We start from the raw sequence: 21238 nt of genomic DNA on the forward strand, positions 1-21238 counted from the left end.
CTGCCAAGCAGCGAGAGGGGGCGTCGCCCCCTCTCCCCGGCGCGACGTCCCCTAACGCGTCGCCGGCTGACCGACCATGCGTTCGGGGCGCACCCAGCGCGTAAACTCGTCCTCCGTCAGAAAATTCAGCGCCAACGCGGCCGCCTTCAAGGTCAGCCCTTCGCGATGCGCCTTCTCGGCGATCGCCGCGGCCTTGTCATAACCGATGTGCGGACTCAAGGCGGTGACCAACATTAACGAAGCCTCCAACCAGTGCGCGATGCGCGCGCGGTTCGCCTCGATGCCGCGCGCACAGTGACGCTCAAAACTGACCATACCATCCGCTAACAGGCGTGCCGATTGCAAGAAGTTGTAAATCACCATCGGTCGGTAGACATTCAGTTCAAAGTTACCCGAGGCGCCCCCCATGGCGATCGCCACGTCGTTCCCCATCACTTGGCAACAGAGCATGGTCAACGCCTCACACTGCGTCGGATTCACCTTCCCCGGCATGATGGAGCTCCCCGGTTCGTTTTCCGGGATCTGGAGCTCACCGATACCGCAACGCGGGCCAGACGCCAGCCAACGGACATCGTTGGCGATCTTCATCAGCGAGGCCGCTAACCCTTTCAAGGCGCCATGCGCCTGCACCAACGCATCGCAAGTCGCCAATGCCTCAAACTTGTTAGGCGCGCTGACGAAAGGCTGTCCGCTCATCGCCGCCAAGGCCGCCGCAACGCGCGGCGCATACTCGGGATGGGTGTTAAGGCCGGTTCCCACCGCCGTGCCGCCCAAGGCCAACTCTGCCAGATGCGGCAAAGTTGATGTGATATGACGCTGGCTGTGCGCCAACATGGCGACCCAGCCCGAGATCTCCTGGCCGAGCGTCAGCGGCGTCGCGTCCTGAAGGTGTGTCCGGCCAATCTTCACGATGTCGGCAAAAGCCTGCGACTTGGCGCGCAGCGTCGCTGCCAGTTGTTGCAATGCAGGAAGCAATGACTCGCGTAGCATCAAGGTAGCGGCGATATGCATCGCGCTGGGGAAGACGTCGTTAGAACTCTGGCTCTGATTCACATCGTCATTGGGATGCACCCGGCGCGCCATCCCCCGCGCTCCGCCCAGCAACTCGCTGGCCCGGTTCGCCAATACCTCGTTCATATTCATGTTGCTCTGCGTACCCGATCCGGTCTGCCACACCACCAGCGGAAACGCCTCGGCATGCTGCCCTGCCAGTATCTCATCGGCCGCTTGGCTTATCGCCGTGGCCTTCTCGACGCTTAGTAGGCCGAGGTCTCGATTGACCTGGGCGGCCGCCCGTTTGATCAGCGCCAAGGCACGGATCACGGCACCAGGCATCTTCTCGTCAGAGATCCGAAAATGCACCAGCGAGCGTTGCGTCTGCGCTCCCCATAATTGATCCGCCGCAACGGCGACCACCCCCATCGCGTCCTGTTCATTACGATACGCTGTCATCACATCCGCCTCCTCTGAGCGTCGTATGCGTATTGGTCGGAATACGCGCCACCTGCATTGTTCTCCCGCCCTCGCCCGCGATCACTCCCGATTACGCTTTCAAGCGGTACACGCTTAACCACACGCCTCGTCGCATAAGCTTGCTTCTGTTGGCGGCCAACGCCATCGCTCTCCAGAGACGTAATGCGCTTCACCACCAGAGTACACGCATCATCAAGTTCAATGATATTTGGTAGATAAGCCGCCATGATGACTAAAGTTATCCAAGCAATATCCCCTAATGACTCGCTTATTCAGCCGGATCAAGCCCACCGCTATTGTCATCACACCATAGTCATACGGTACCACTAATACTAGTCGTACTCGCGGCCGACTCGGTGTATTCACGGTACTGAAATTCATCTCCGGGCGAGTCAATAGCGAGCAAAACAACCGCAAGTGCCTTGAGATGGTCAGGCTATGGTGGGAGCCTAGGAACGCCAAGAGCGGATAAGCGGGTTAATCTTTGGCATCGCGCTCACGCTACCCGCGAGTAGACTGGTTTAATCAATTGACACCCTGTACAATCCGCACATTGCTAACAACGACTCACCTCACACTCATCAGCACGCTGTTGCAGTATTGCTAAAAGGTTACTTTGTGGACAATCATCATATAAAAATAAGCATCATTATTCCCTGCTTTAACGCCTCTGAGTATATTGACGCCTGCCTCATGTCTGTTCTGCCCTATGTTGATGATAATATCGAGGTCATCATCATCAATGATGGCTCTACTGATGACAGCCTAGATAAAATAAAAAAATTAATTTCTCGGCACCACCATAAAAACATCCAGGTGATCGACCAGGATAATGCAGGGCTCTCTGCCGCGCGTAATGCCGGATTAGCAACCGCGCGGGGTGATTATGTTGCGTTTCTGGACTCCGATGATTTTTACCATGCCGATTTTTGGCGATTCATTCCCCAACTGGTCGATGATCACACTATCGATATCATTGAATTTAATGCTAATCAGTTCGAATCCACCATTGAAAATATTACAGAATATCTCGATTGTGCTGTTTTCGATGGTAAAACCAAAATTGAGCACATCGCACAATTACGGCCAGCATTTTGTCGCTCAAAATGGTATCCATGGGCGCGCGTCTATAAAACCCGTTTATTCCGGGATAACAATATCCAATTTCCCTTGGGGCGACTGTATGAGGACATGACAACCGTCCCATTACTTTACTTGCAAAGCAAATGTATTTATAGCTTAAATAAATCATTAGTTTGGTATCGCTTCCATAATAAGAGCATCACCCAAACCTTCCGCCCTAAAGATATCCTCGATTTGATCTATGTCGCACAGGTCTTAGCACGTATCGCCATGGATAACCCTGCCGCTAAGAGTGTCATTTTCCCAACCATGCAACGGGTATACAATTTTATCAAATATACTGTTGTCCGGAATAGGTATACCAAGATCAAACAAAATGAGTGGCAAAAGCTAAAAGCGGCATTGTTACCTTTCTTACCCTATTTCAAGCTATCAAAACAAATACAAATTAAGTTATTACCTATTTATATCAATACCGTCGTTAGATTTAGACGTAAATGACCCACCGCGGGTGACGGTTAGCCAACCTACCGTTGCCCCACCTCCCTACGTAGGACATCGCACACTTTTCCCGCTGACTAACACCACGCCGGCAACGATTTCATCACTTACTGCCCCCATTCTCTCTGTACCAGAGGAAGAATAACGTGCGTCATCACACTCTATTAACTAATTTTTTAAATTAAAAACCATTCACCATCGATAATTTTGATGGTAGAGGTTCAGTCATGACCCGCCTCACATCCTGGCATGCCATCAGCGGCTAGCTGCAAAAATTTTGCCGCTGTCCGGCAAACTATTTTCCTGTCTCAACACGCTATTGTCGGGAATACTCGCCCTCAGAGATAACGGAGAGTTAATTCAACGCACAGGAGAAGTACCATGACGCAACAGGTATTCCAGGCTCAGCCCTTCGCCCTGCCCTTCGCCCCCCAGAGCACCGCTCTGCTGATGATTGACATGCAGCGTGACTTCGTCGAGGCGGGTGGGTTCGGCGAGGCGCTCGGTAATGATGTCTCACTGGTGCGTAGCGCCATTGCGCCTTGTCAGCAGGTGCTCGCCGCCGCGCGCGCCCATCAGTTGTTGGTGATCCATACCCGAGAAGGACATCGCGCCGATCTGAGCGACTGCCCCGCCGCCAAGCTCACCCGTGGCGGAAAGACCTTCATCGGCGAGCCGGGCCCGATGGGTCGCATCCTGGTACGTGGCGAACCAGGCCACGACATCATCCCAGAGCTCTACCCTATCGCCGGGGAGCCGGTGGTCGATAAGCCGGGTAAAGGCGCCTTCTACCAGACCGATCTGCAACTGATCCTGCAAAATCATAGCATCAAGACACTGATCGTCTGTGGAGTGACCACCGAGGTGTGCGTCAACACCAGCGTACGCGAAGCCAACGATCGCGGTTATCAATGCATCATCCCGGCCGATTGCGTCGGCTCCTACTTCCCCGAGTTCCAGACTGCCGCCCTGGCGATGATCAAGGCGCAGGGGGCGATCTTCGGCTGGGTCAGCGACGCCAAGGCCATCATCGCCGGGTTACAGGGCTAAGTTGTATGAGGCCGCCGCTGCTTCCCGCGCTCTCGTGTGGCTATCTTGCCGCCAAGCGTAGCGCGCAGTCGTTGTCGGTACACAGCAGTTTCGCCCACGCACTCAATCTGCGCGATGCCCAAGGAGCGCTGTTCACGCTACTGTGCGGCCAGCGCTACCCCGATTTACCCGATGCGCTGCGGGTCGCCCTGCCGCCAGATTGGGACTGGCGGCGCATGGTCGCCCGTCACGCCCCGGTTAAACTGACGGCAGGCCGCCTACTGGCGGAGCGTTTCGTGGTCGAGCTGCGCCATGCGCCCGTCTGGCGCCCCACGACGCGCAGCGCGGCCCGGCCGCTTACGGTGGCAGAGTTTGCCACGCACTACCCGCAACTGTGTACGCAGTTACAGCAATACGGCCTGGCGCACGCCTGTGTCAGCGCTCTCGCCTGGCAGCCACTGACGCGCTCAGGCGCGCTTATTCCTCAGGAGACGCCGGAGCGCCTGGAGCAGCAAGTGCCCTGTCTGATTGGCTATGGCAAGGGGCTGACGCCGGATGGTGATGACTACCTGCTGGGCTACCTCGCCGCCCTCAGCTGGTGGCCACTCTCCCCGACCTTGGCGGCCCATCGTGACCGATTACGCGGCATCATTCAGGCACATTTAACCCTGACTACCGACATCAGCGCGCACTACCTGACGCGTGCCTTACAAGGGCATTTCTCACAACCGATTTACCATCTGCTCAGTCAGCTGAGCACGAATACAGCGCCGGCTGCCCTCCACGCCGCTGCCGAGCGTGTCATGCGCTTCGGCGCTACCTCCGGCGTGGATTGTCTGGCCGGTCTGCTGCACGGCATGCGAACGCTTAACGCCGTGCAGTGAATGATAGCCGAATGCGCTCCGCAGCCATGTCGTTTGCTGCGCGGCGTCGCTTTGCCCCAATTCAGCGATTGGGCGACAGAAAAAATGGATATAACGCAATGAATGTGAATTACACCGTCTTCAACAATCTGTATCAGGACTCGGTCTCCCTGATGCAAATTTCTTCACAAATCAGTCAACTACCCGGTATTCATCAGGCTTCGGTGGTGATGGGCACCCCCACCAACCTCGGCCAACTGCGCGATGCCGGGCTGGGCGATGACATCCCGGCCGGGCCTAACGATCTGATCATCGCCGTGCAGGGCGACGCACAGGCTTGCGCCGACGCCCTGCTGCTGGCGGAGCAGCGCCTGAACAGCAAGCCGGAAGAGAGCGGCAGCGCTGGCATCAAGACGCCGGAGCTGGTCAGCCTCGCCATGGCCCAGGAGGTGATGCCGGACGCCAACCTGGCGCTGATCTCGGTGCCCGGCGATTATGCCGCCGCCGAGGCGTTGAAGGCGCTAAACCTTGGCATGAACGTGATGATGTTCAGCGATAACGTCAGCCGGGCGCAAGAGCGGGCGATCAAGCTGCGCGCCCAAGCCTGCCAGCGCATGGTGATGGGGCCGGACTGCGGCACCGCCATCGTCAACGGCACACCGCTGGGCTTCGCCAACGTGGTGCGCCGTGGAGCGATCGGCCTCGTCGCCGCCTCCGGGACCGGGTTACAAGAGGTGAGCTGCCGCCTCGATCAGCTCGGCGCCGGTATCTCGCAGGCATTGGGTACCGGCGGGCACGATCTCGATGAGGCGATCGGCGGTATCTCCATGCTGTTTGGCCTGCAAACCTTGGCGGCGGATGACGCGACCCAGGTAATCATATTGATCTCCAAGCCGCCAGCCCGCGCCGTCGCCGAACGCATCCTGGCGCAGGCCCAATCCGCGGCGAAACCGGTGGTGGTCAACTTCCTCGGCGCCGCACCCGAGACTATCACGCGCCCGAATGTCACCGCCGCGCCGACCCTAGCCAGCGCCGCCGATATCGCCGTCGCACTACTCAACCCGCAGGCGCTACCGCCAACGCCGCCAACGTTATCCGCAGCGCAGATGGCCTCACTGCGACAGGCCAGCCAGGGGCTCAGCGCCGAACGCCTGGCCATACGCGGCGTCTTCGCCGGCGGTACCTTCTGTTACGAAGCGCAACTCATCTGCCAACAACAGGGGCTGATCGCTAACGCCAACACGCCGATCGTCGGCAACGCCCCTCTAAGCGACATCTGGCGCAGTCATGGCCATACCCTGATCGACATGGGCGACGATGACTTCACCCGCGGCAAGCCCCATCCGATGATCGATCCGACGCTGCGCAACCAACGCCTGCTGGCGGAATTACGCGACCCCAGCTGCGCCGTGGTGCTCTTCGACCTGGTACTGGGTTACGGCGCCGCCGACGCCCCGGCGCAGGCACTGCTGGAGCAACTGACGCAGATCGACCGGCAGCACGCCCCGCTGCTGATCGCCCATGTCTGCGGCACCGAGGCCGATCCGCAGTGCCGCAGCCAGCAGATCCAGGCGCTACGTCAGGCCGGCATCCTCGTCGCCGATTGCAATGCTCAGGCCGCCCAATGGGCCAGTTACGTCGCACACATTCAAGCTCAGAAGAAAAAGGAAGTAAGCGCATGAACACCTTATTTAGTCAGCCGTTAAAGGTCGTCAATGCCGGACTACAACGCTTTGCCAATACTATCCAACAGGTCGGCGGCGAGGTGATCGCCCTCAATTGGCAACCGCCCGCTCAGGGCGATGCCGCGACCGGTCTCGATCTCGCCACCCTGCTGGCGCATCCGCTCGTCGAACAGGCCAACCAAATCGCCATGACGCGTTACCTCGAGGCGCAGCCGGTATTGATCGACATCATGAGCGCGCGCGAGGCGATCCCGGCGCTGGCACAGCAGAAACGCATTCTGCACGCCGGCCCGCCGATCGACTGGCAGGCGATGTGTGGCCCGGTCAAGGGGGCAATCATCGGCGCCATCCTGTTCGAAGGCTGGGCCGATAGCCACCAGGCGGCCGAACGCCAGATCACGGCGGGGGAAATCAGCCTCGTCCCCTGCCATCACTACCACGCCGTCGGGCCAATGGCGGGCATCATCAGCCCGTCGATGCCGCTGTGGGTGGTGGAAAATAAGCGCAACGGCCAGCGAGCTTTCAGTAACTTCAACGAGGGACTGGGTAAGGTGCTGCGTTTCGGCGCCAACAGCCAGCAGGTGCTGACCCGCCTGAGCTGGATGCGCGATCAGCTGGCTCCGGCGCTCAAGGCCGCCATCTACCAGTTGGGTGAGCTGGAACTTAAGCCGTTGATGGCACAGGCGCTGCACATGGGGGACGAGGTGCATAACCGCAACGCCGCCGCCACCGGGCTGTTGCTCAAACGTCTATTGCCCGCCCTGCTGGCCTGCGACCTACCTTTACCTCAGTTGCAAAGTAGCGTCGCCTTTATCACCGCCAACGATCACTTCTTCCTCAACCTGTCGATGGCGGCCTGTAAGTCGATGATGGACGCCGCCGCCGGGGTGCCTTTCAGCTCGCTGGTGACGGTGATGGCACGTAACGGGGTGAACTTCGGCATCCGCCTCTCCGGCACCGGCGACCAGTGGTTTCAAGCCCCGTCCAATGCCGTCGAGGGGCTATTCTTCCCTGGCTATGGCGTCGCTGACGCCGCCGCCGATCTGGGTGACAGCGCCATCACCGAGACGGCCGGGGTCGGCGGTTTTGCCATGGCCTCCTCGCCAGCCATCGTGAAGTTTGTCGGTGGCACACCAACCGATGCCACCAACAACAGTCGACGCATGCTGGCCATCACCCTAGGGAATAACCCTGCCTTCACCCTGCCGGCGCTCAACTTCGCCCCCACCGCCGCCGGCATCGATGCCCGCAAGGTGGTCGATCGCGGCATCCTGCCCATCATCAACACCGGGATTGCTCATAAGCAGGCGGGCATCGGTCAGATCGGCGCGGGGATCACCACCGCGCCGATGCCCTGCTTTAACGCGGCGATCCGCGCCCTGGCCCAACGTGTCGCCCAAGGAGAAGCCCAATGAGTAAACCGTTAGCCGTCGTCGCCGTCGGTGGTAACGCCCTGATCCAGGATGAGCAGCACAACAGCATTCCCGATCAATATGCCGCCGTAATGGAAAGCGTACGGCACATCACCGATATGGTCGACGCGGGCTGGGATCTGGTGATAACGCATGGCAACGGTCCCCAGGTTGGCTTCATCCTGCGCCGTTCCGAGTTGGCCAGCGACGAAATCGCCCCCGTCCCGCTGGATTATGCGGTCGGCGACACCCAGGGTGCCATCGGCTACATGTTCCAAAAGGCGCTGCACAACGCGCTGGCGCGGCGCGGCATCGCCAAGCCCGTCGTCACCCTGGTGACCCAGACGCTGGTTGATGAGCACGATGAGGCCTTTAACCAGCCGAGCAAACCCATCGGTGGCTTTCTCGACGAGGCGTGTGCGCGAGCGCGACAACAGCAGCTTGGCTGGAGCGTGATGGAAGATGTCGGGCGCGGTTGGCGACGTACCGTCCCCTCGCCGGCGCCGTTGGCGATCATCGAGCATGACACTATCGCCCAATTGGTACGCCAGGGATACCTCGTCATCGCCTGCGGCGGCGGCGGTATCCCCGTGGTGCGCGACGCGCAACAGCAGTTGCGTGGGGTCGAGGCGGTAGTCGACAAAGATCTCGCCTCCGCCCTACTCGCCAGCCAGCTCGGCGCCGACCTCCTGCTGATCCCCACCGGCGTCGAACGCGTGGCGATTAACTTTGCCACACCGCAACAACAGTGGCTGGAGCGCCTCGATCGCGCCCAAGCGCGGACATTGCTCCAGGCCGGCCAGTTCGGCGTCGGCAGTATGCAGCCCAAGATCGCGGCGATCCTCAACTTTATCGACGCCAGCCAGCAACGCGGCCATAACGCCCGCGGCCTGATCACCACGCCACAAGCGATTAAAGCGGCGCTGGCGCAACAGAACGGTACGTGGATCATCCCCTAACTTTCATCGGAGAACAGCATGACCACCACCCTACTGGCCGTTAATGGCACCCTAATGCGCGGCCTGGAACTCAACAAGAACATGCAACAGGCGGGCGGCGTCTTCGTCCGTGAGGATCGCACCGACGCCCACTACCGCCTATGGAGCATTAACGATCGCCATCCGGGCATGATCCGCGTGGCGCAAGGCGGCACGCAGGTCGAACTGGAGATCTGGGCGCTGCCGTTAGCCAGCTTTGCCGCACTGCTGATGAGCGAACCGGCCGGGTTAGCCATCGGTAAGGTCAAGCTTGCCGATGGCAGCGAGGTATTGGGCGTATTGGCGGAGAATTGGCTCACCGAAGGACAGCGTGAGATCACCGACCTGGGCAGCTGGCGCAAATACACCGGACACTACCACACCGTGTAACGTGCCTTTTAGAGGGAACAAGCTATGCGTAAAACAGCAGCGAATCTCAACACCGCATCGGGCTTTCACATCGCGATGATCCTCCTGGGTATCGCGGTCACGCCGGTGTTACTCTCCTCCTCCAGTCTGGGGAATCAACTCTCCAGCAGCAACCTCATCAGCGTGGTGTTGCTGGGCGGGCTGATCCTGACCGTCCTGGCGGCGATCACCATCAGCGTCGGCGAGAAGGCGCGTCTCCCCACCTATGGCATCGTAAAGTATGCCTTCGGCGAGCGGGGCGCCATCGCCATCAACGTACTGATGGCGATCAGCCTGTTCGGCTGGATCACCGTCACCGCCAATATGTTCGGCCACTCGGTGCATGACCTGCTGGCACAACATGGCCTGACGCTGCCAGTACCGCTGTTGGTTGCGGCAGGCAGCGTGATCTTTGTCGCCTCAACGGCCTTTGGTTTCGCCGTGCTGGGCCGCGTCGCGCAGATCGCGGTGCCGATCATCGCGCTGATGCTGTGCTATATCCTGTATATCGCCACCCAGAGCACGACGAGCGTGCCGGATAGCGTCGCCAGCATGAACACCGGCGTAGCGGTCTCAACGGTAGTCGGCACCATCATCGTACTGGTCGCTACACTGCCCGACTTCGGTAGCTTCATTCACGATCGTAAGCACGCGCTGATCGCCGCCATCATCGCCTTCCTGATCGCCTACCCGCTGCTGTATTGGGCCGGTGCGACACCGAGCGCGCTAAGCGGCCAAGGCTCATTATTGGGTGCGATGGCGGTATTCGGTGCGATGTTACCCGCCGCCCTGCTGCTGATCTTCGCCTGTGTCACGGGGAACGCCGGCAACCTGTTCCAGGGCACGCTGGTAATCTCCACCCTATGGCCGAGCCTGCCTAAGTGGCAGATCACGGTGGCGCTGGGGGTGCTCTCCACCCTCCTCGGCAGCCTGGATATCATGGCGTGGTTCATTCCCTTCCTGCTATTTCTCGGCATCGCCACCCCACCGGTCGCCGGGATCTATATCGCAGACTTCTTCCTCTACCGCCAAAACGGCTACCTGGAGACGGTGCTTACCCAGGAGCCGGCCGTTAAGTTGCTGACCTTCGCCGCCTGGATCCTCGGCGCCGTCGTCGGCTTTCTGACGGTGAAGGGGGTCTTCACCCTGACGACCATTCCCTCGCTCGACTCCATTTTAGTGTCCTGTGTCGCCTATGCGCTGCTCAGTCGCGTCAACCAACGACGTTAATTCCCGCGTATACTAGGCGCTATCACGGCTGACCCCATACCGGGTTCAGCCGCTCTATGCCGACAGGGAAGCCCTATGTTTATTTCCGACGAAACCCTACGTATCATTCAGTTAGTTGCCCGCCATCAGAGCATCACCAGCGCAGCCGAACAGTTGAACAAGGTGCCGTCGGCCATCAGCTATACCATCAAGAAAACCGAAGAGGCGCTCGGCGCGCCCCTGTTCCTGCGTAAAGGGCGCTATATCGAACTCACCCCGGCTGGGCGTTACTTTATTGAACATAGCCGCACCATCATCGGCGATATGGAGGCGTTGCGACGCAACACCGTGTTGATCCACGACGGCGTGGAACGGAGGATCGCTATCGCGGTCAACAATATTATTCCCAATACCGTGCTAGTAGCGTTTATCCGCGATTTCGAACAACACTTTCCTACCACCACTCTCACGGTCAATCTTGAAGTGTATAACGGCTGTTGGGACGCCCTCTACAGCCGCCGCGCCGATCTGGTCATCGGCGCCCCCCACGCCGTGCCCAGTAGTGAGGGCATCATCAGCGAGGCGTGTGGGCAAATGGAGTGGGATTTCGTGGTCAGCCCACACCACCCGCTGGCCGCCGCGCGCCATCCGCTGGAGAACGCCGAGCTACGCCACCATACGGCAGTCTGTATCCACGATACGGCAATCGATTTTCCTCCGTTACAGGCCTGGCTACTTGAAGGACAAAAGCCGCTGTTCGTCCCGGACTTTACTACCGCCATCGCGCTGATCGAACAGAATGTCGGCATCGGCTATATTCCCCACCATCTGGCGCTGCCGTTACTGAATAGCGGCCGCATCCTGAAAAAACCGATGCGGGAGCACAAGCACGCCACTAAACTGTTTCTGGCGGCGCGCGCCGATGGCATGGGTAAGGTGGGTAACTGGTGTATGGATTATCTACAACATCCCAGCATCATCGCCCGTCTGAGCGGGGCAAGTTAAGCCCGCTGGCGAAAGTTGTATCGCCCCCAAGCCATCAGCGCTAAATAGAGCACCAATAAAAAGAGGAAACTCAGGTGCAGATTCAGGCGCCCGAGACAAAGAGCCGATAAACCAGGGAATCAGCGCGCCGCCAACCCCTGCCGCGTAGCGCTCGTCCCCCCCGGCATCGAGACCGCCATTGGCACGCCCACGCCTGAGGTAGGCGCCATCGCCTGACGCGCCAATGGCAAGCCAGACGATCAGTGGCGACACGCGGCGAGACCAGCGCGCCCAACGCAGCGCCTTCGCTCGGGTTGGCGACAAGCGATAAAACGCCAGCGTGGAGATAGTCCCCCGCCCAGCGACGCCATCCGATAGCGCACAAGACGGGAGCGCCGGCGTGTTAACGCCCCTTCGCCAAATATTGCGCCATTTCCGCCTCCGGCACCATGCCGCCCCCCGTCGCCCAAACCAGATGGGTCGCCTGTGCCATCTGGCGCGCATCGAAGCCGTGCATCCGTTGATACTCGGCGCTGGCACAGATATGCACGGGCCCGGCCATGCCAGCTAACGCCGACGGTTCGAGGCGGATCCCCTCCTCCTGCGCCAGCCAGCCCAACATGTCGTACATGCGCTGATCGTCGAGGGTATAGCAACCGTCGAGTAGGCGTTCCATCGCCCGGCCAACAAAGCCGGAAGCTCGACCTACCGCCAGTCCATCAGCCGCCGTCAGGTTATCGATGCCCAGATCTTGTACGGCAATCGCATCGTGCAAGCCGGTATAGATGCCTAACAACATGCACGGCGAATGGGTCGGTTCGGCGAAGAAGCAGTGGACATGGTCGCCGAAGGCCAACTTGAGGCCAAAGGCCACGCCACCCGGCCCGCCGCCGACACCGCACGGCAGGTAGACAAACAGCGGATGTTCAGCATCGACGTGACGCCCCTGCGCGGCGAACTGCGCCTTCAGACGCTCGCCAGCCACCGCGTAGCCGAGGAACAGGGTGCGCGAGTTCTCATCATCAATGAAGAAACAGTTAGCATCGGACTCCGCCGCCTTGCGTCCCTGCTCCACCGCCACGCCGTAGTCCTCTTCATACTCCACCACCGTCACGCCGTGGCTGCGCAGCTTAGCCTTCTTCCACTCCCGCGCATCGGCCGACATGTGTACGGTCACCTTAAAGCCCAAGCTGGCGCTCATGATACCGATGGACATGCCCAGATTACCGGTGGAGCCGACGGCGATGCTGTACTGACTGAAAAAGTGCTTAAACGCCGGTGTCAGTAAGATGCGATAGTCCTGATCCGTCGTCAACATACCCGCCGCCAACGCCAATTTTTCGGCGTGAGCCAACACCTCATAGATTCCTCCTCGCGCCTTTATGGAGCCGGAGATAGGCAGATGACTGTCTTGCTTCAGCAACAACTGACCGCCGATGGGTTGGTCGTAGGCCTGCGTCAGGCGGCGCTGCATCGCCGGAATTGCCACCAGCGGTGACTCGATAATACCGCGCATCGCCGCCGTTTCGGGGAAGGCCTGCGCCAGATAAGGGGCGAAGCGAGCCAGGCGATCGTGCGCCGCCTGTACATCCTGCGCCGTTAGGCCAACATAGGGCAGCCCTTGCGCCAAGGGGGTGGTGGCCGGATTAAACCAGACAGTCTCTTGCAACGCGACCAGATCGGCGACGAGCGGATACTGCGCGATAAATGAAGTGGTATCTATCTTTGTCATCATAGATCTCGTGATTGTTAAATTATGAAAGAAAGTAAGAAGGTGCTCGCCAATGCCATCAACGAAGCCAGGAAGGTCGCGCTGGTATAATATTTCAAGGTTTCGTTTAGGCTGGCGCCGCAATATTGCTTCACCAGCCAGAACAGCGAGTCGGTCACGATGGTGCAACCGATGGCTCCGGAGCCGATGGCAATGGCGATGATCTCGGGACTAACATCCGGGTATAGCGGCAGCATCGGTGCGACGATCGCCGTAGCGCCCATCATTGCGACCGTCGCCGAACCGACTGCCGCATGGAGGATCAGGGCGACCAACCAGGCCAGCAGGATCGGATGCAGATGTAAGTTCGAGAGGATCAGCGCCAGACTGTCCGCCAGCCCGCTGCTCTTTAAGATAGCGTTAAACGCCCCGCCGGCACCGATGATCAACAGAATATTGGCAATCGAGCCAAAGCCCTTTTCTGTCTGCAACAACAGCGTACTCATCCCGATATGCTGGCGCAGACCCAGTATGTAGTAGGCGACGAAGACGGCGATAAACATGGCGGTAATCGGGTTGCCGATAAACTCCAGCAGCGTATACAGCGCGCCGCCCGGCGCCATGTTCAACTCGGCCAGCGTCTTCAACAACATCAACACGATCGGCAGCAATACGGTAAACAGCGTGGCACGCAACGAAGGCAACGTCGCCTCATCACGGACCTCCAGATCGGCGAATTCGGTTGGTATCGCTTTAAAGGGTAGGCGCGTGCCCAACACCTTGAGGAACAGTGGGCCTCCGATCAACGACGCGATAAGACCGACCAACAGACCGTAGACAATCACCGTACCGATGTCCGCCCCCAGTTTATTCACCACGAACAGCGCCGCCGGATGGGGTGGCACCACGCAGTGTACCGCCATCAACGCGGTACACAGTGGGATCGCCAACTTCAGCAGCGAGACCTGCGTCTTCTTCGCGATGGAGAAGGCCAGCGGGATCAGCAATACCACACCAACCTCAACAAACAGCGTGATACCGCAGATAAGCCCGACCAACACCATGATGACGTCGGCGGAAAGCCAGCGGCAGCGTTGTAGCGTGATGCCAATACGCTCCGCCGCACCGGAAATCTCCATCATCTTACCCAGAATGGTGCCGAGACCGATGACTGCGGCCAGAAAGCCCAATGTGCCGCCGATGCCGCTTTCGATGGCGTTGACCATCTCCAACGGCCCCATGCCCATCATGGTGCCGACGAAAAAACTGGCCAGCAATAAGGCCAGAAACGGGTGGAGTTTACCTTTTATAATTGTTAGTACGATAAGCACAATACTGATCAACAGCGTGCTGACAACCCAGACTTGTGAGTGCATATCTCACCTTTCCCTTGTGATTAACCCATTGCCATTGAACAAAAAAAACACATGAATTGACAAACGATATAATCGACGCTTAGGGTGAGCAAAACAGAAGCAAAGACGTGAGCAGAATCAAATAAAGCGCCAAAAGGCTATTTTGAATCAATCAATCTCATCAATTGGCTGTATTTAGCCACGATTTTTCTTACACTCATCCTTCTATTCTTCCTCTACGCTCCGAGGTCCCATGAAACCACTGCGTGAAGTCAGAAACCGTCCGCTGAACGGCTGGCAATTGGCCCGGCTGCACACCTTTGAAGTCGCCGCTCGCCATCAATCTTTCGCCCTGGCGGCGGCGGAGCTGGCGCTCAGTCCTAGCGCCATCAGCCACCAGATCACGCAACTGGAAACCGATCTCGGCATTCCGCTATTTGTACGTTCGCATCGCAAAGTGGAGCTGACCTCGGAAGGGAAACGGGTATTTTGGGCGCTAAAATCGTCACTGGGTAATCTCAACCAGGAGATCCTGGATATCAAGAACCAGCGCCTGTCGGGCAGCCTAACGGTCTACTCGCGCCCCTCTATCGCCCAATGCTGGCTAGTGCCTGCCTTGGGGGACTTTGCCTTGCGCTACCCGTCGATCTCACTGACCATTCTCACTGGTAACGACAACGTCAACCTGCAATGGTCCGGGGTAGATGTGGCTATCTATTTCGATGACGCGCCCTCGGCGCAGCTCAGTCACCATCGCTTGATGGATGAGGCTATCCTGCCTGTCTGTAGCGCCGAATATGCCCGGCGTTTTCAGCTGTCAGCACGGCCGGAGCATCTACAGCACTGCACGCTGCTGCATGACCGTCAGGCATGGAGCAACGACTCGGGAACCGACGAATGGCATAGCTGGGCACAACATTTCGCGGTCACGATGCCGCCTTCGGCCGGCATCGGCTTCGACCGTTCCGATCTGGCGGTCATCGCCGCAATGAACCACATCGGAGTGGCGATGGGGCGTATGCGCTTGGTACAGAAGCGGCTCGACAGCGGCGAGCTCATCGCCCCCTTCGGTCAAATGACGCTACGGTGCCACCAGCACTACTACGCGACAACCCTACCCGGTCGCCAATGGCCAAAGATCGACGCATTTATCGCTTGGCTACAACAACAGGCACAGCGCAGCAGCCAACAGCGTTAAGCGTGTCGTCAGCGACAGCCCTGCACGGCGTAGGAGAAACGCCTAATCGGGGGATTCGGCAGCATGCGCGCCCCAAGGCGCGAGGGCATCACTGGCGAGGGGGACAGTCACGGCGCGCGAGCATGGAATGCACCGTGACCTCAAAGGCTGATCAGCCCGCCATCAACGACGGGCCACTGCACACATAGGCATCTCAGCCTTGGCGTGCCTTAAAGCGAGGATTGCTCTTACAGATGACATACAGCTTGCCGTGGCGGCGCACAATGCGGCAATCGGGGTGGCGTTGTTTCGCCCTCTTCAACGAAGCCAAGACCTTCATCCACGCGTCCCCCCGGTCAACGCGCCGAAACGGCGGGTAAAGCGGGCGACCTGCCCATCCTGGCTCAGCTGTTTCTGCTTCCCGGTATAGAAGCTGTGCGAGGCACTGGAAACATCCAGAGTCACATAAGGATAGTCGCGTCCGTCATGCCAACGATAGCTACGCTGCGTGGCGATGGTGGAGCCGAGCAGGAAGAATGCGTCGGCCGCGATGTCGTGGAACAACACCGGCCGATACGCCGGGTGGATACCTTTTTTCATCTTAACTCCGCCTTTTGTTATGTTATAACATCTGTTTTTTGGCAGTGTAATAGAAGTTACTACGAATTAGCAAGCTCTGATATGGCACACGATTCGCCGCGCGCTCAGCGGCATCGAAGGGAAAGGCGTCACGCGGGACATCGGCCACAGGCGCTAACCGCTCGCCCCATCCCCCCGACCTCGCGGGGGGATGGGCAGCCCCTTCGGCGACACCCGCTATCAGGGGCACCGGGAAGAGCCGTTAGCCCGGCGACCTCAGGCGATCCCCGTGGTCAGCCAGAAGTTACGACTCTGCTGCGGCGCCAACTGCAACACACTGCCATTACGCCGCGCCGCTAAGGCCCCCTCCGGTCGACAGGTCGCCGGTAGGGCGAAAGCGGCTACCTGCTGATCGCCGTTGTACAAGATCCAACGCGTCACATAGTTAAAGTCATGACTGGAGAAACGCGTTACAAAGGTGGTGCCATCCGCCGCCCGCATGCGGAACTCTTGGCGTTCGCCATAGCGCTCCAACCGATCGGCGAAGAAGACGATCTCTGGATCGTAACACTGCGGGGCATCCAGGACGTTCAGCGTCGCCTCACCCTGGCGTAACTGTTCGATAAAGCGTTGCCACTGCGGCGTCGGCGCCACGTGAGCCGGGATCGACTCGCGCAACGTCCAGGCCTCGGCCGGGATCGTCTGGCTGAGCTCCGCCCCAGCAACATAGGCGTAGTTCATATGACACATATACTGCAACGGCATCGGCGCCGACGCGAGGTTGGTCACCTGCATGCCAATATCGAACAACGCGCTATCTCGATGCAGCACCACCGTAGGCTGAGCCCGGTAGTGATGACCGAAGCCCATCACATACTCATAGCTGCCGGTGACGCTCAGGCTACCCTCATCCAGCTCCAGCCAGGCCTCATCCATCGGCGCGCAGGGCATCTCACCGTGCAGCGGGTGATCGTCCTGTGGCGACGGGCAGCCATTAGCCAGCAGACCGGAGTGAAAGGCGAAGCAGCCGTAAGTCTCCACCACCTGCTGTGCCGGCTTCGGTTGGCGAAACTGATTACGCATCGTCAGATCGTGTCCGTCGAAGCAGGCCTGCCAGATCATCTGCCCCATCCAGGGCAAGATCAGCAGATGCCCACGGCTATTTTCTACCCGTAATCCTTCGACGCCACTGGCATAACGTAGTGCCGTTACACGGAAATCGTCATTCTCCACCAGAGTGCGCGGCTGCTCGGTGAACAGGGTACGCCATAACGGAATTTTGCTTTTCATCACGCCTCTCCTCGCAACGTATTCTGCGCTACCGCACCTTGCCCCAGTCGGCTCTCACGCCAGAAGTAGACGCCGACATAGACGAAACACAGCATCGACACCAGGAAAGAGAGCTGCAACGAATGGAACATGTCGGCCACATACCCCTGCACCGCCGGCACCACCGCCGCCCCGACGATCGCCATCACGATGACCGCCCCCGCCATCTCCGTATGCTCATTGTCCACGGTATCCAGCGTGCCGGCATAGATCGTCGCCCAGCAGGGGCCAAACAGGATGCTCACCGCAACCGCGACGTACACCGCGCTAAAGCTGGGTGCCAACGCGACATAGGCCAGCAGCACGGCACCGATCAACGAATAAATCACCAACACCTTTTGTGGGTTAAAGCGAGTCATCAGGATGTTGGCAATGAACTTACCGATGAAGAAACAGGCGAAGCTATAGACCATGAAGGTCGAGGCATCGCGCTCATTAATGTCGCCCAATTCCAACGCCAGACGAATAGTGAAGGACCAGACAGCGACCTGCATGCCGACATACAGGAACTGCGCGACGATACCGCGGCGGAACCGAGCATTCGCAGCCAGATAACGCAGCGTCGCTCCCGCCGAAGGGCGCGGACGTCCCGCCGCTTGCGCCACTTTACAAGCGGGGAATCGCGTCAGCAGAAACAGCGCCATCACCACCAGCAACACCATGATCATATACTTATACGGTTCGAGCGTATTTTCGAGCATCGCCAGTTTAAACGCATGGATCTGCTCGGCATTCATACCCGCCATCTGCTTCTCTAGGCTGTCGCCCTCGGAAAATACCAGGTATTTACCTAACAGGATCCCGGCCGCCGCACCGATGGGGTAAAAGGTCTGGCTGATATTCAAACGCAACGTAGCCTGCGCCTGAGGCCCCAACATGGAGCTATAGGTATTCGCGGCGGTTTCGAGGAAGCTCAAGCCGATGGCGATGGCGAAAATTGCCGCCAAGAACATCGTATAGGTCGCCATATGTGAGGCGGGGAAAAACAACGAGCAACCGGCTATATATAATGCCAGACCGATCATTATAGCGACTTTATAACTGCTTTTCTTAATCACCAATGAAGCGGGGATGGCAATCAGAAAATAGCCGCCATAGAAGGCACTCTGCACTAATGCCGAGGCAAAGTTGCTCAAGGCAAAAACACTTTTAAACTGCGTAATCAGAATATCGTTGAGTGCCGCCGCACACCCCCAGAGTGGAAAGAGACAAGATAATAAGATGAATTGAAACAGCGGGGTACGATTCAGATAGCCATCTGGCATCTGGATGATGCTTTTATTATTCATAATGAATGCTACCTTATTAACAGAGATATTAGGCGTTCAACGCCAAAAACTCATTGAACTGTTCAATACTGGGATAAGAAGATTGCGTTCCTTTCCCTGTCACGCTGAATGCAGCGAATAAGGCTGCCTTTCTCATCGCCGCCTCCACATCACCATCCTGGACGTAATAGTGAGCAAAGCAGCCAATAAAGGCATCGCCGGCACCACTGGTATCCACCGCACACACCTTGAGCGCCGGAACATGAACTTCCTGCTCACGCGTCATCCAAAGTGCGCCTTTTTCTCCTAGGGTAACGATGATGTTATTCAGTCCTTTCTCGATTAAGCTCCGGGCCGCGATGCGCGTGTGCTCATAGGAATCCACTGGCAGACCGGTAAGGATCTCTAACTCCGTCTCATTGGGTACAAAGAAATCGCACTTGCAGGCGTAAGACATATCCAATTCACGCAGCGCCGGAGCCGGATTCAGTAATACCTGAATACCATGTTTTTTACCAAACTCGATGGCATGGTAGACGGTTTCCAGTTGCACCTCTAATTGCAGCACGATCAATCGGCATTTCTTCAAATCTGACGCTGCCCGATCAATATCTTCGGGGGAGAGGAATTTATTCGCACCCTTAATAATCAGAATACTATTACTGGAATTAGCGTTGACGAAAATGGGGGCCACGCCACTACTGGTACAGGGTACCTTCTCCACGTAACTGGTATCGATCCCCCAGGATTCGAGATTGCGAATAGTATTATCGGCAAAAATATCATCCCCGACTTTCGTCAGCATCATAACCTTAGAATTCAGCTTAGCCGCCGCCACCGCCTGATTCGCCCCCTTGCCGCCACAGCCGATTTTAAATGCGGGGGCTTCTAGGGTTTCCCCCTCTTTCGGCATCTGATTGGTATAGGTGATGAGATCCACCATGTTAGAACCAATAACAGCAATATCCATTCTCTTACTCCTTAGCAACGTCTAGACAACAATGATATTGAAGAAACATTAGCATGTTGCCAAAGTAACATTTGTGACTGTGATCGCGATTAGCCACGCGAAAAAGAATGGAATCCGAACAATGAGAGATCCGTCAGAGGACAGGCCATTTCCCCGCTGAACACCGGGTAAGAAAATGCGGTTAAATTCATTTAATAACAATTAAATAGGACAATAAACGATTGGCGCTGACTTTCTTTTCAGATTGGCCGGCGCTATAGTAAGCACATAAATGGCATGTTCCTGAATCGCAAAATGTTACCAGAAGAACATTTTGCATTGGGAACGGAGAAAACGCATGGAAACTAAACAAAAAGAACGCATCCGTCGTCTGCAAGCCCTGCTGCAAAAATCCGATCGCATTCACCTGAAAGATGCGGCACGCATGCTAGAGGTCTCGGTAATGACCATTCGCCGTGACCTGAGCCCCGATAATCATCCGCAAGCGCTACCGCTCGCCTTGCTCGGCGGCTATATCGTCGCGGTCAATCCTCCCCATGCATCCCTTCCCCGCCTCGAGCACCCGCTGCCACAACATCATCCGGACGATCTCCCCATCGCCATCCTGGCCGCCGGGCTGATCGCCGACAACGATTTAGTTTTCTTTGATAATGGGCCAGAGATGCCGCTGGTCGTCAGCCTGATCCCGGACGATATTCATTTTACCGGAATCTGCTGTTCCCACGCCGTCTTCTTGGCGCTACGGGACAAACCGCAAGCTTCGGCCATCCTCTGCGGTGGCCGCTATTGCGCCAGAAACGACACCTTCTATGATCACGCCAATCCCTCGATGCTGGATACCTTAAACCCGCGTAAGGTCTTCATCTCCGCCAATGGCGTCGATGAGCGTTACGGTGTCACTTGGCAAGAGCTAGACGACGCGGCGCTCAAGCGCAAGGCTATCGCCCATGGCCTCCGCAAGATCCTGCTTGCGCGCCATGGCCTGTTCGACGATGTCGCGCCCGTCAACATCGCGCCTCTCGCGGCCTTCGATCTGCTGATCAGCGATAGGCCGCTAGCGGGAGAGTACCCGGCATTCTGTCGGGCGGCGGGAATACGCGTCATCACGCCGGACTCCGACGCGGAGAGTGAGTCGCTATAACCCGAACACATGCCAGGCGGAACCTGAACCGCAGGCCAAAGTGTCGCCTCTCGCCGTACGGAAGGCATCCGTACGCCGCGCCAG

19 protein-coding genes are annotated in these 21238 nt (G+C 58.1%); 11 read left to right on the forward strand and 8 right to left on the reverse strand.

The annotated features are described in order from the left end of the window. Positions 1-51 precede the first annotated feature (51 nt). Positions 52-1452 (reverse strand): class II fumarate hydratase, encoded by a 1401-nt coding sequence (gene fumC, locus EHO01S_RS00735; protein ID WP_024522158.1) that lies wholly within the window; start codon positions 1450-1452, stop codon positions 52-54. Between the two features lie 639 nt (positions 1453-2091). On the opposite strand from fumC, the gene EHO01S_RS00745 reads away from it, so the two are divergent. From EHO01S_RS00745 to EHO01S_RS00785, 9 genes are all read left to right on the forward strand, one after another. Further along, the gene (locus EHO01S_RS00745; RefSeq protein WP_232238228.1) at positions 2092-3057 is read left to right on the forward strand and encodes a glycosyltransferase; all 966 of its coding nucleotides are present in this window, start codon (positions 2092-2094) and stop codon (positions 3055-3057) included. Positions 3058-3438: 381 nt separating this feature from the next. Continuing rightward, on the forward strand, positions 3439-4107 hold the full coding sequence (locus EHO01S_RS00750) for a cysteine hydrolase family protein (protein WP_024522161.1): 669 nt from the start codon (positions 3439-3441) through the stop codon (positions 4105-4107). 5 nt (positions 4108-4112) lie between these two features. Continuing rightward, entirely contained in the window at positions 4113-4970 is an 858-nt protein-coding gene (locus tag EHO01S_RS00755; protein ID WP_024522162.1) for an oxamate carbamoyltransferase subunit AllH family protein, read from the forward strand. Between the two features lie 98 nt (positions 4971-5068). Continuing rightward, positions 5069-6631: an acyl-CoA synthetase FdrA gene (gene fdrA / locus EHO01S_RS00760; RefSeq protein WP_024522163.1), complete on the forward strand. Its 1563-nt coding sequence runs from the start codon at positions 5069-5071 to the stop codon at positions 6629-6631. Further along, the gene (locus EHO01S_RS17310) at positions 6628-8049 is read left to right on the forward strand and encodes a YlbE family protein (RefSeq protein ID WP_035370145.1); all 1422 of its coding nucleotides are present in this window, start codon (positions 6628-6630) and stop codon (positions 8047-8049) included. The genes fdrA and EHO01S_RS17310 overlap by 4 nt, the downstream gene beginning before the upstream one ends. Further along, entirely contained in the window at positions 8046-9005 is a 960-nt protein-coding gene (locus EHO01S_RS00770) for a carbamate kinase (RefSeq protein WP_024522164.1), read from the forward strand. Before EHO01S_RS17310 ends, EHO01S_RS00770 begins: the two co-directional genes overlap by 4 nt. A gap of 18 nt (positions 9006-9023) precedes the next feature. Then, positions 9024-9413, forward strand: coding sequence for an allophanate hydrolase-related protein (locus EHO01S_RS00775; protein ID WP_024522165.1), 390 nt, complete (start codon positions 9024-9026; stop codon positions 9411-9413). Between the two features lie 24 nt (positions 9414-9437). Then, a complete protein-coding gene (locus EHO01S_RS00780; protein WP_024522166.1) occupies positions 9438-10661 on the forward strand; it encodes a cytosine permease in 1224 nt (407 codons plus the stop codon). A 75-nt stretch (positions 10662-10736) separates the two neighbouring features. Beyond that, positions 10737-11645, forward strand: a complete 909-nt coding sequence (locus EHO01S_RS00785; RefSeq protein WP_024522167.1) for a LysR substrate-binding domain-containing protein — start codon at positions 10737-10739, stop codon at positions 11643-11645. Between the two features lie 382 nt (positions 11646-12027). Here EHO01S_RS00785 and dsdA read toward each other — a convergent pair whose 3' ends face one another. Beyond that, positions 12028-13356 carry a D-serine ammonia-lyase gene (gene dsdA / locus EHO01S_RS00790; RefSeq protein WP_024522168.1) on the reverse strand — a complete coding sequence of 443 codons (1329 nt, stop codon included), beginning with the start codon at positions 13354-13356 and terminating at the stop codon, positions 12028-12030. Positions 13357-13373: 17 nt separating this feature from the next. Beyond that, positions 13374-14711: a D-serine transporter DsdX gene (gene dsdX / locus EHO01S_RS00795; protein WP_024522169.1), complete on the reverse strand. Its 1338-nt coding sequence runs from the start codon at positions 14709-14711 to the stop codon at positions 13374-13376. Between the two features lie 232 nt (positions 14712-14943). On the opposite strand from dsdX, the gene dsdC reads away from it, so the two are divergent. After that, positions 14944-15888: a DNA-binding transcriptional regulator DsdC gene (gene dsdC, locus EHO01S_RS00800; protein ID WP_024522170.1), complete on the forward strand. Its 945-nt coding sequence runs from the start codon at positions 14944-14946 to the stop codon at positions 15886-15888. Positions 15889-16081: 193 nt separating this feature from the next. Here dsdC and ykgO read toward each other — a convergent pair whose 3' ends face one another. The 5 genes from ykgO to rbsK form a co-directional block, all read right to left on the reverse strand. Beyond that, complete coding sequence (gene ykgO, locus EHO01S_RS18035; RefSeq protein ID WP_005286868.1) at positions 16082-16207, reverse strand: type B 50S ribosomal protein L36; 126 nt, start codon at positions 16205-16207, stop codon at positions 16082-16084. Continuing rightward, positions 16204-16467 carry a type B 50S ribosomal protein L31 gene (locus tag EHO01S_RS00805; protein ID WP_024522171.1) on the reverse strand — a complete coding sequence of 88 codons (264 nt, stop codon included), beginning with the start codon at positions 16465-16467 and terminating at the stop codon, positions 16204-16206. The genes ykgO and EHO01S_RS00805 overlap by 4 nt, the downstream gene beginning before the upstream one ends. Before the next feature lie 255 nt (positions 16468-16722). Further along, positions 16723-17736: an aldose 1-epimerase family protein gene (locus tag EHO01S_RS00815; RefSeq protein ID WP_024522172.1), complete on the reverse strand. Its 1014-nt coding sequence runs from the start codon at positions 17734-17736 to the stop codon at positions 16723-16725. Next, the gene (fucP, locus tag EHO01S_RS00820) at positions 17736-19064 is read right to left on the reverse strand and encodes an L-fucose:H+ symporter permease (RefSeq protein WP_024522173.1); all 1329 of its coding nucleotides are present in this window, start codon (positions 19062-19064) and stop codon (positions 17736-17738) included. The genes EHO01S_RS00815 and fucP overlap by 1 nt, the downstream gene beginning before the upstream one ends. 28 nt (positions 19065-19092) lie before the next feature. Continuing rightward, positions 19093-20013 (reverse strand): ribokinase, encoded by a 921-nt coding sequence (gene rbsK / locus EHO01S_RS00825; RefSeq protein ID WP_024522174.1) that lies wholly within the window; start codon positions 20011-20013, stop codon positions 19093-19095. Between the two features lie 337 nt (positions 20014-20350). Between rbsK and EHO01S_RS00830 the strand changes: the two genes are divergently transcribed. Further along, a complete protein-coding gene (locus EHO01S_RS00830; protein ID WP_024522175.1) occupies positions 20351-21154 on the forward strand; it encodes a DeoR family transcriptional regulator in 804 nt (267 codons plus the stop codon). Positions 21155-21238: the final 84 nt, after the last annotated feature.

It is taken from the genome of Edwardsiella hoshinae NBRC 105699 = ATCC 33379, assembly GCF_000474215.1.
In the GTDB taxonomy this organism is placed as follows: Bacteria; Pseudomonadota; Gammaproteobacteria; order Enterobacterales; family Enterobacteriaceae; genus Edwardsiella; species Edwardsiella hoshinae.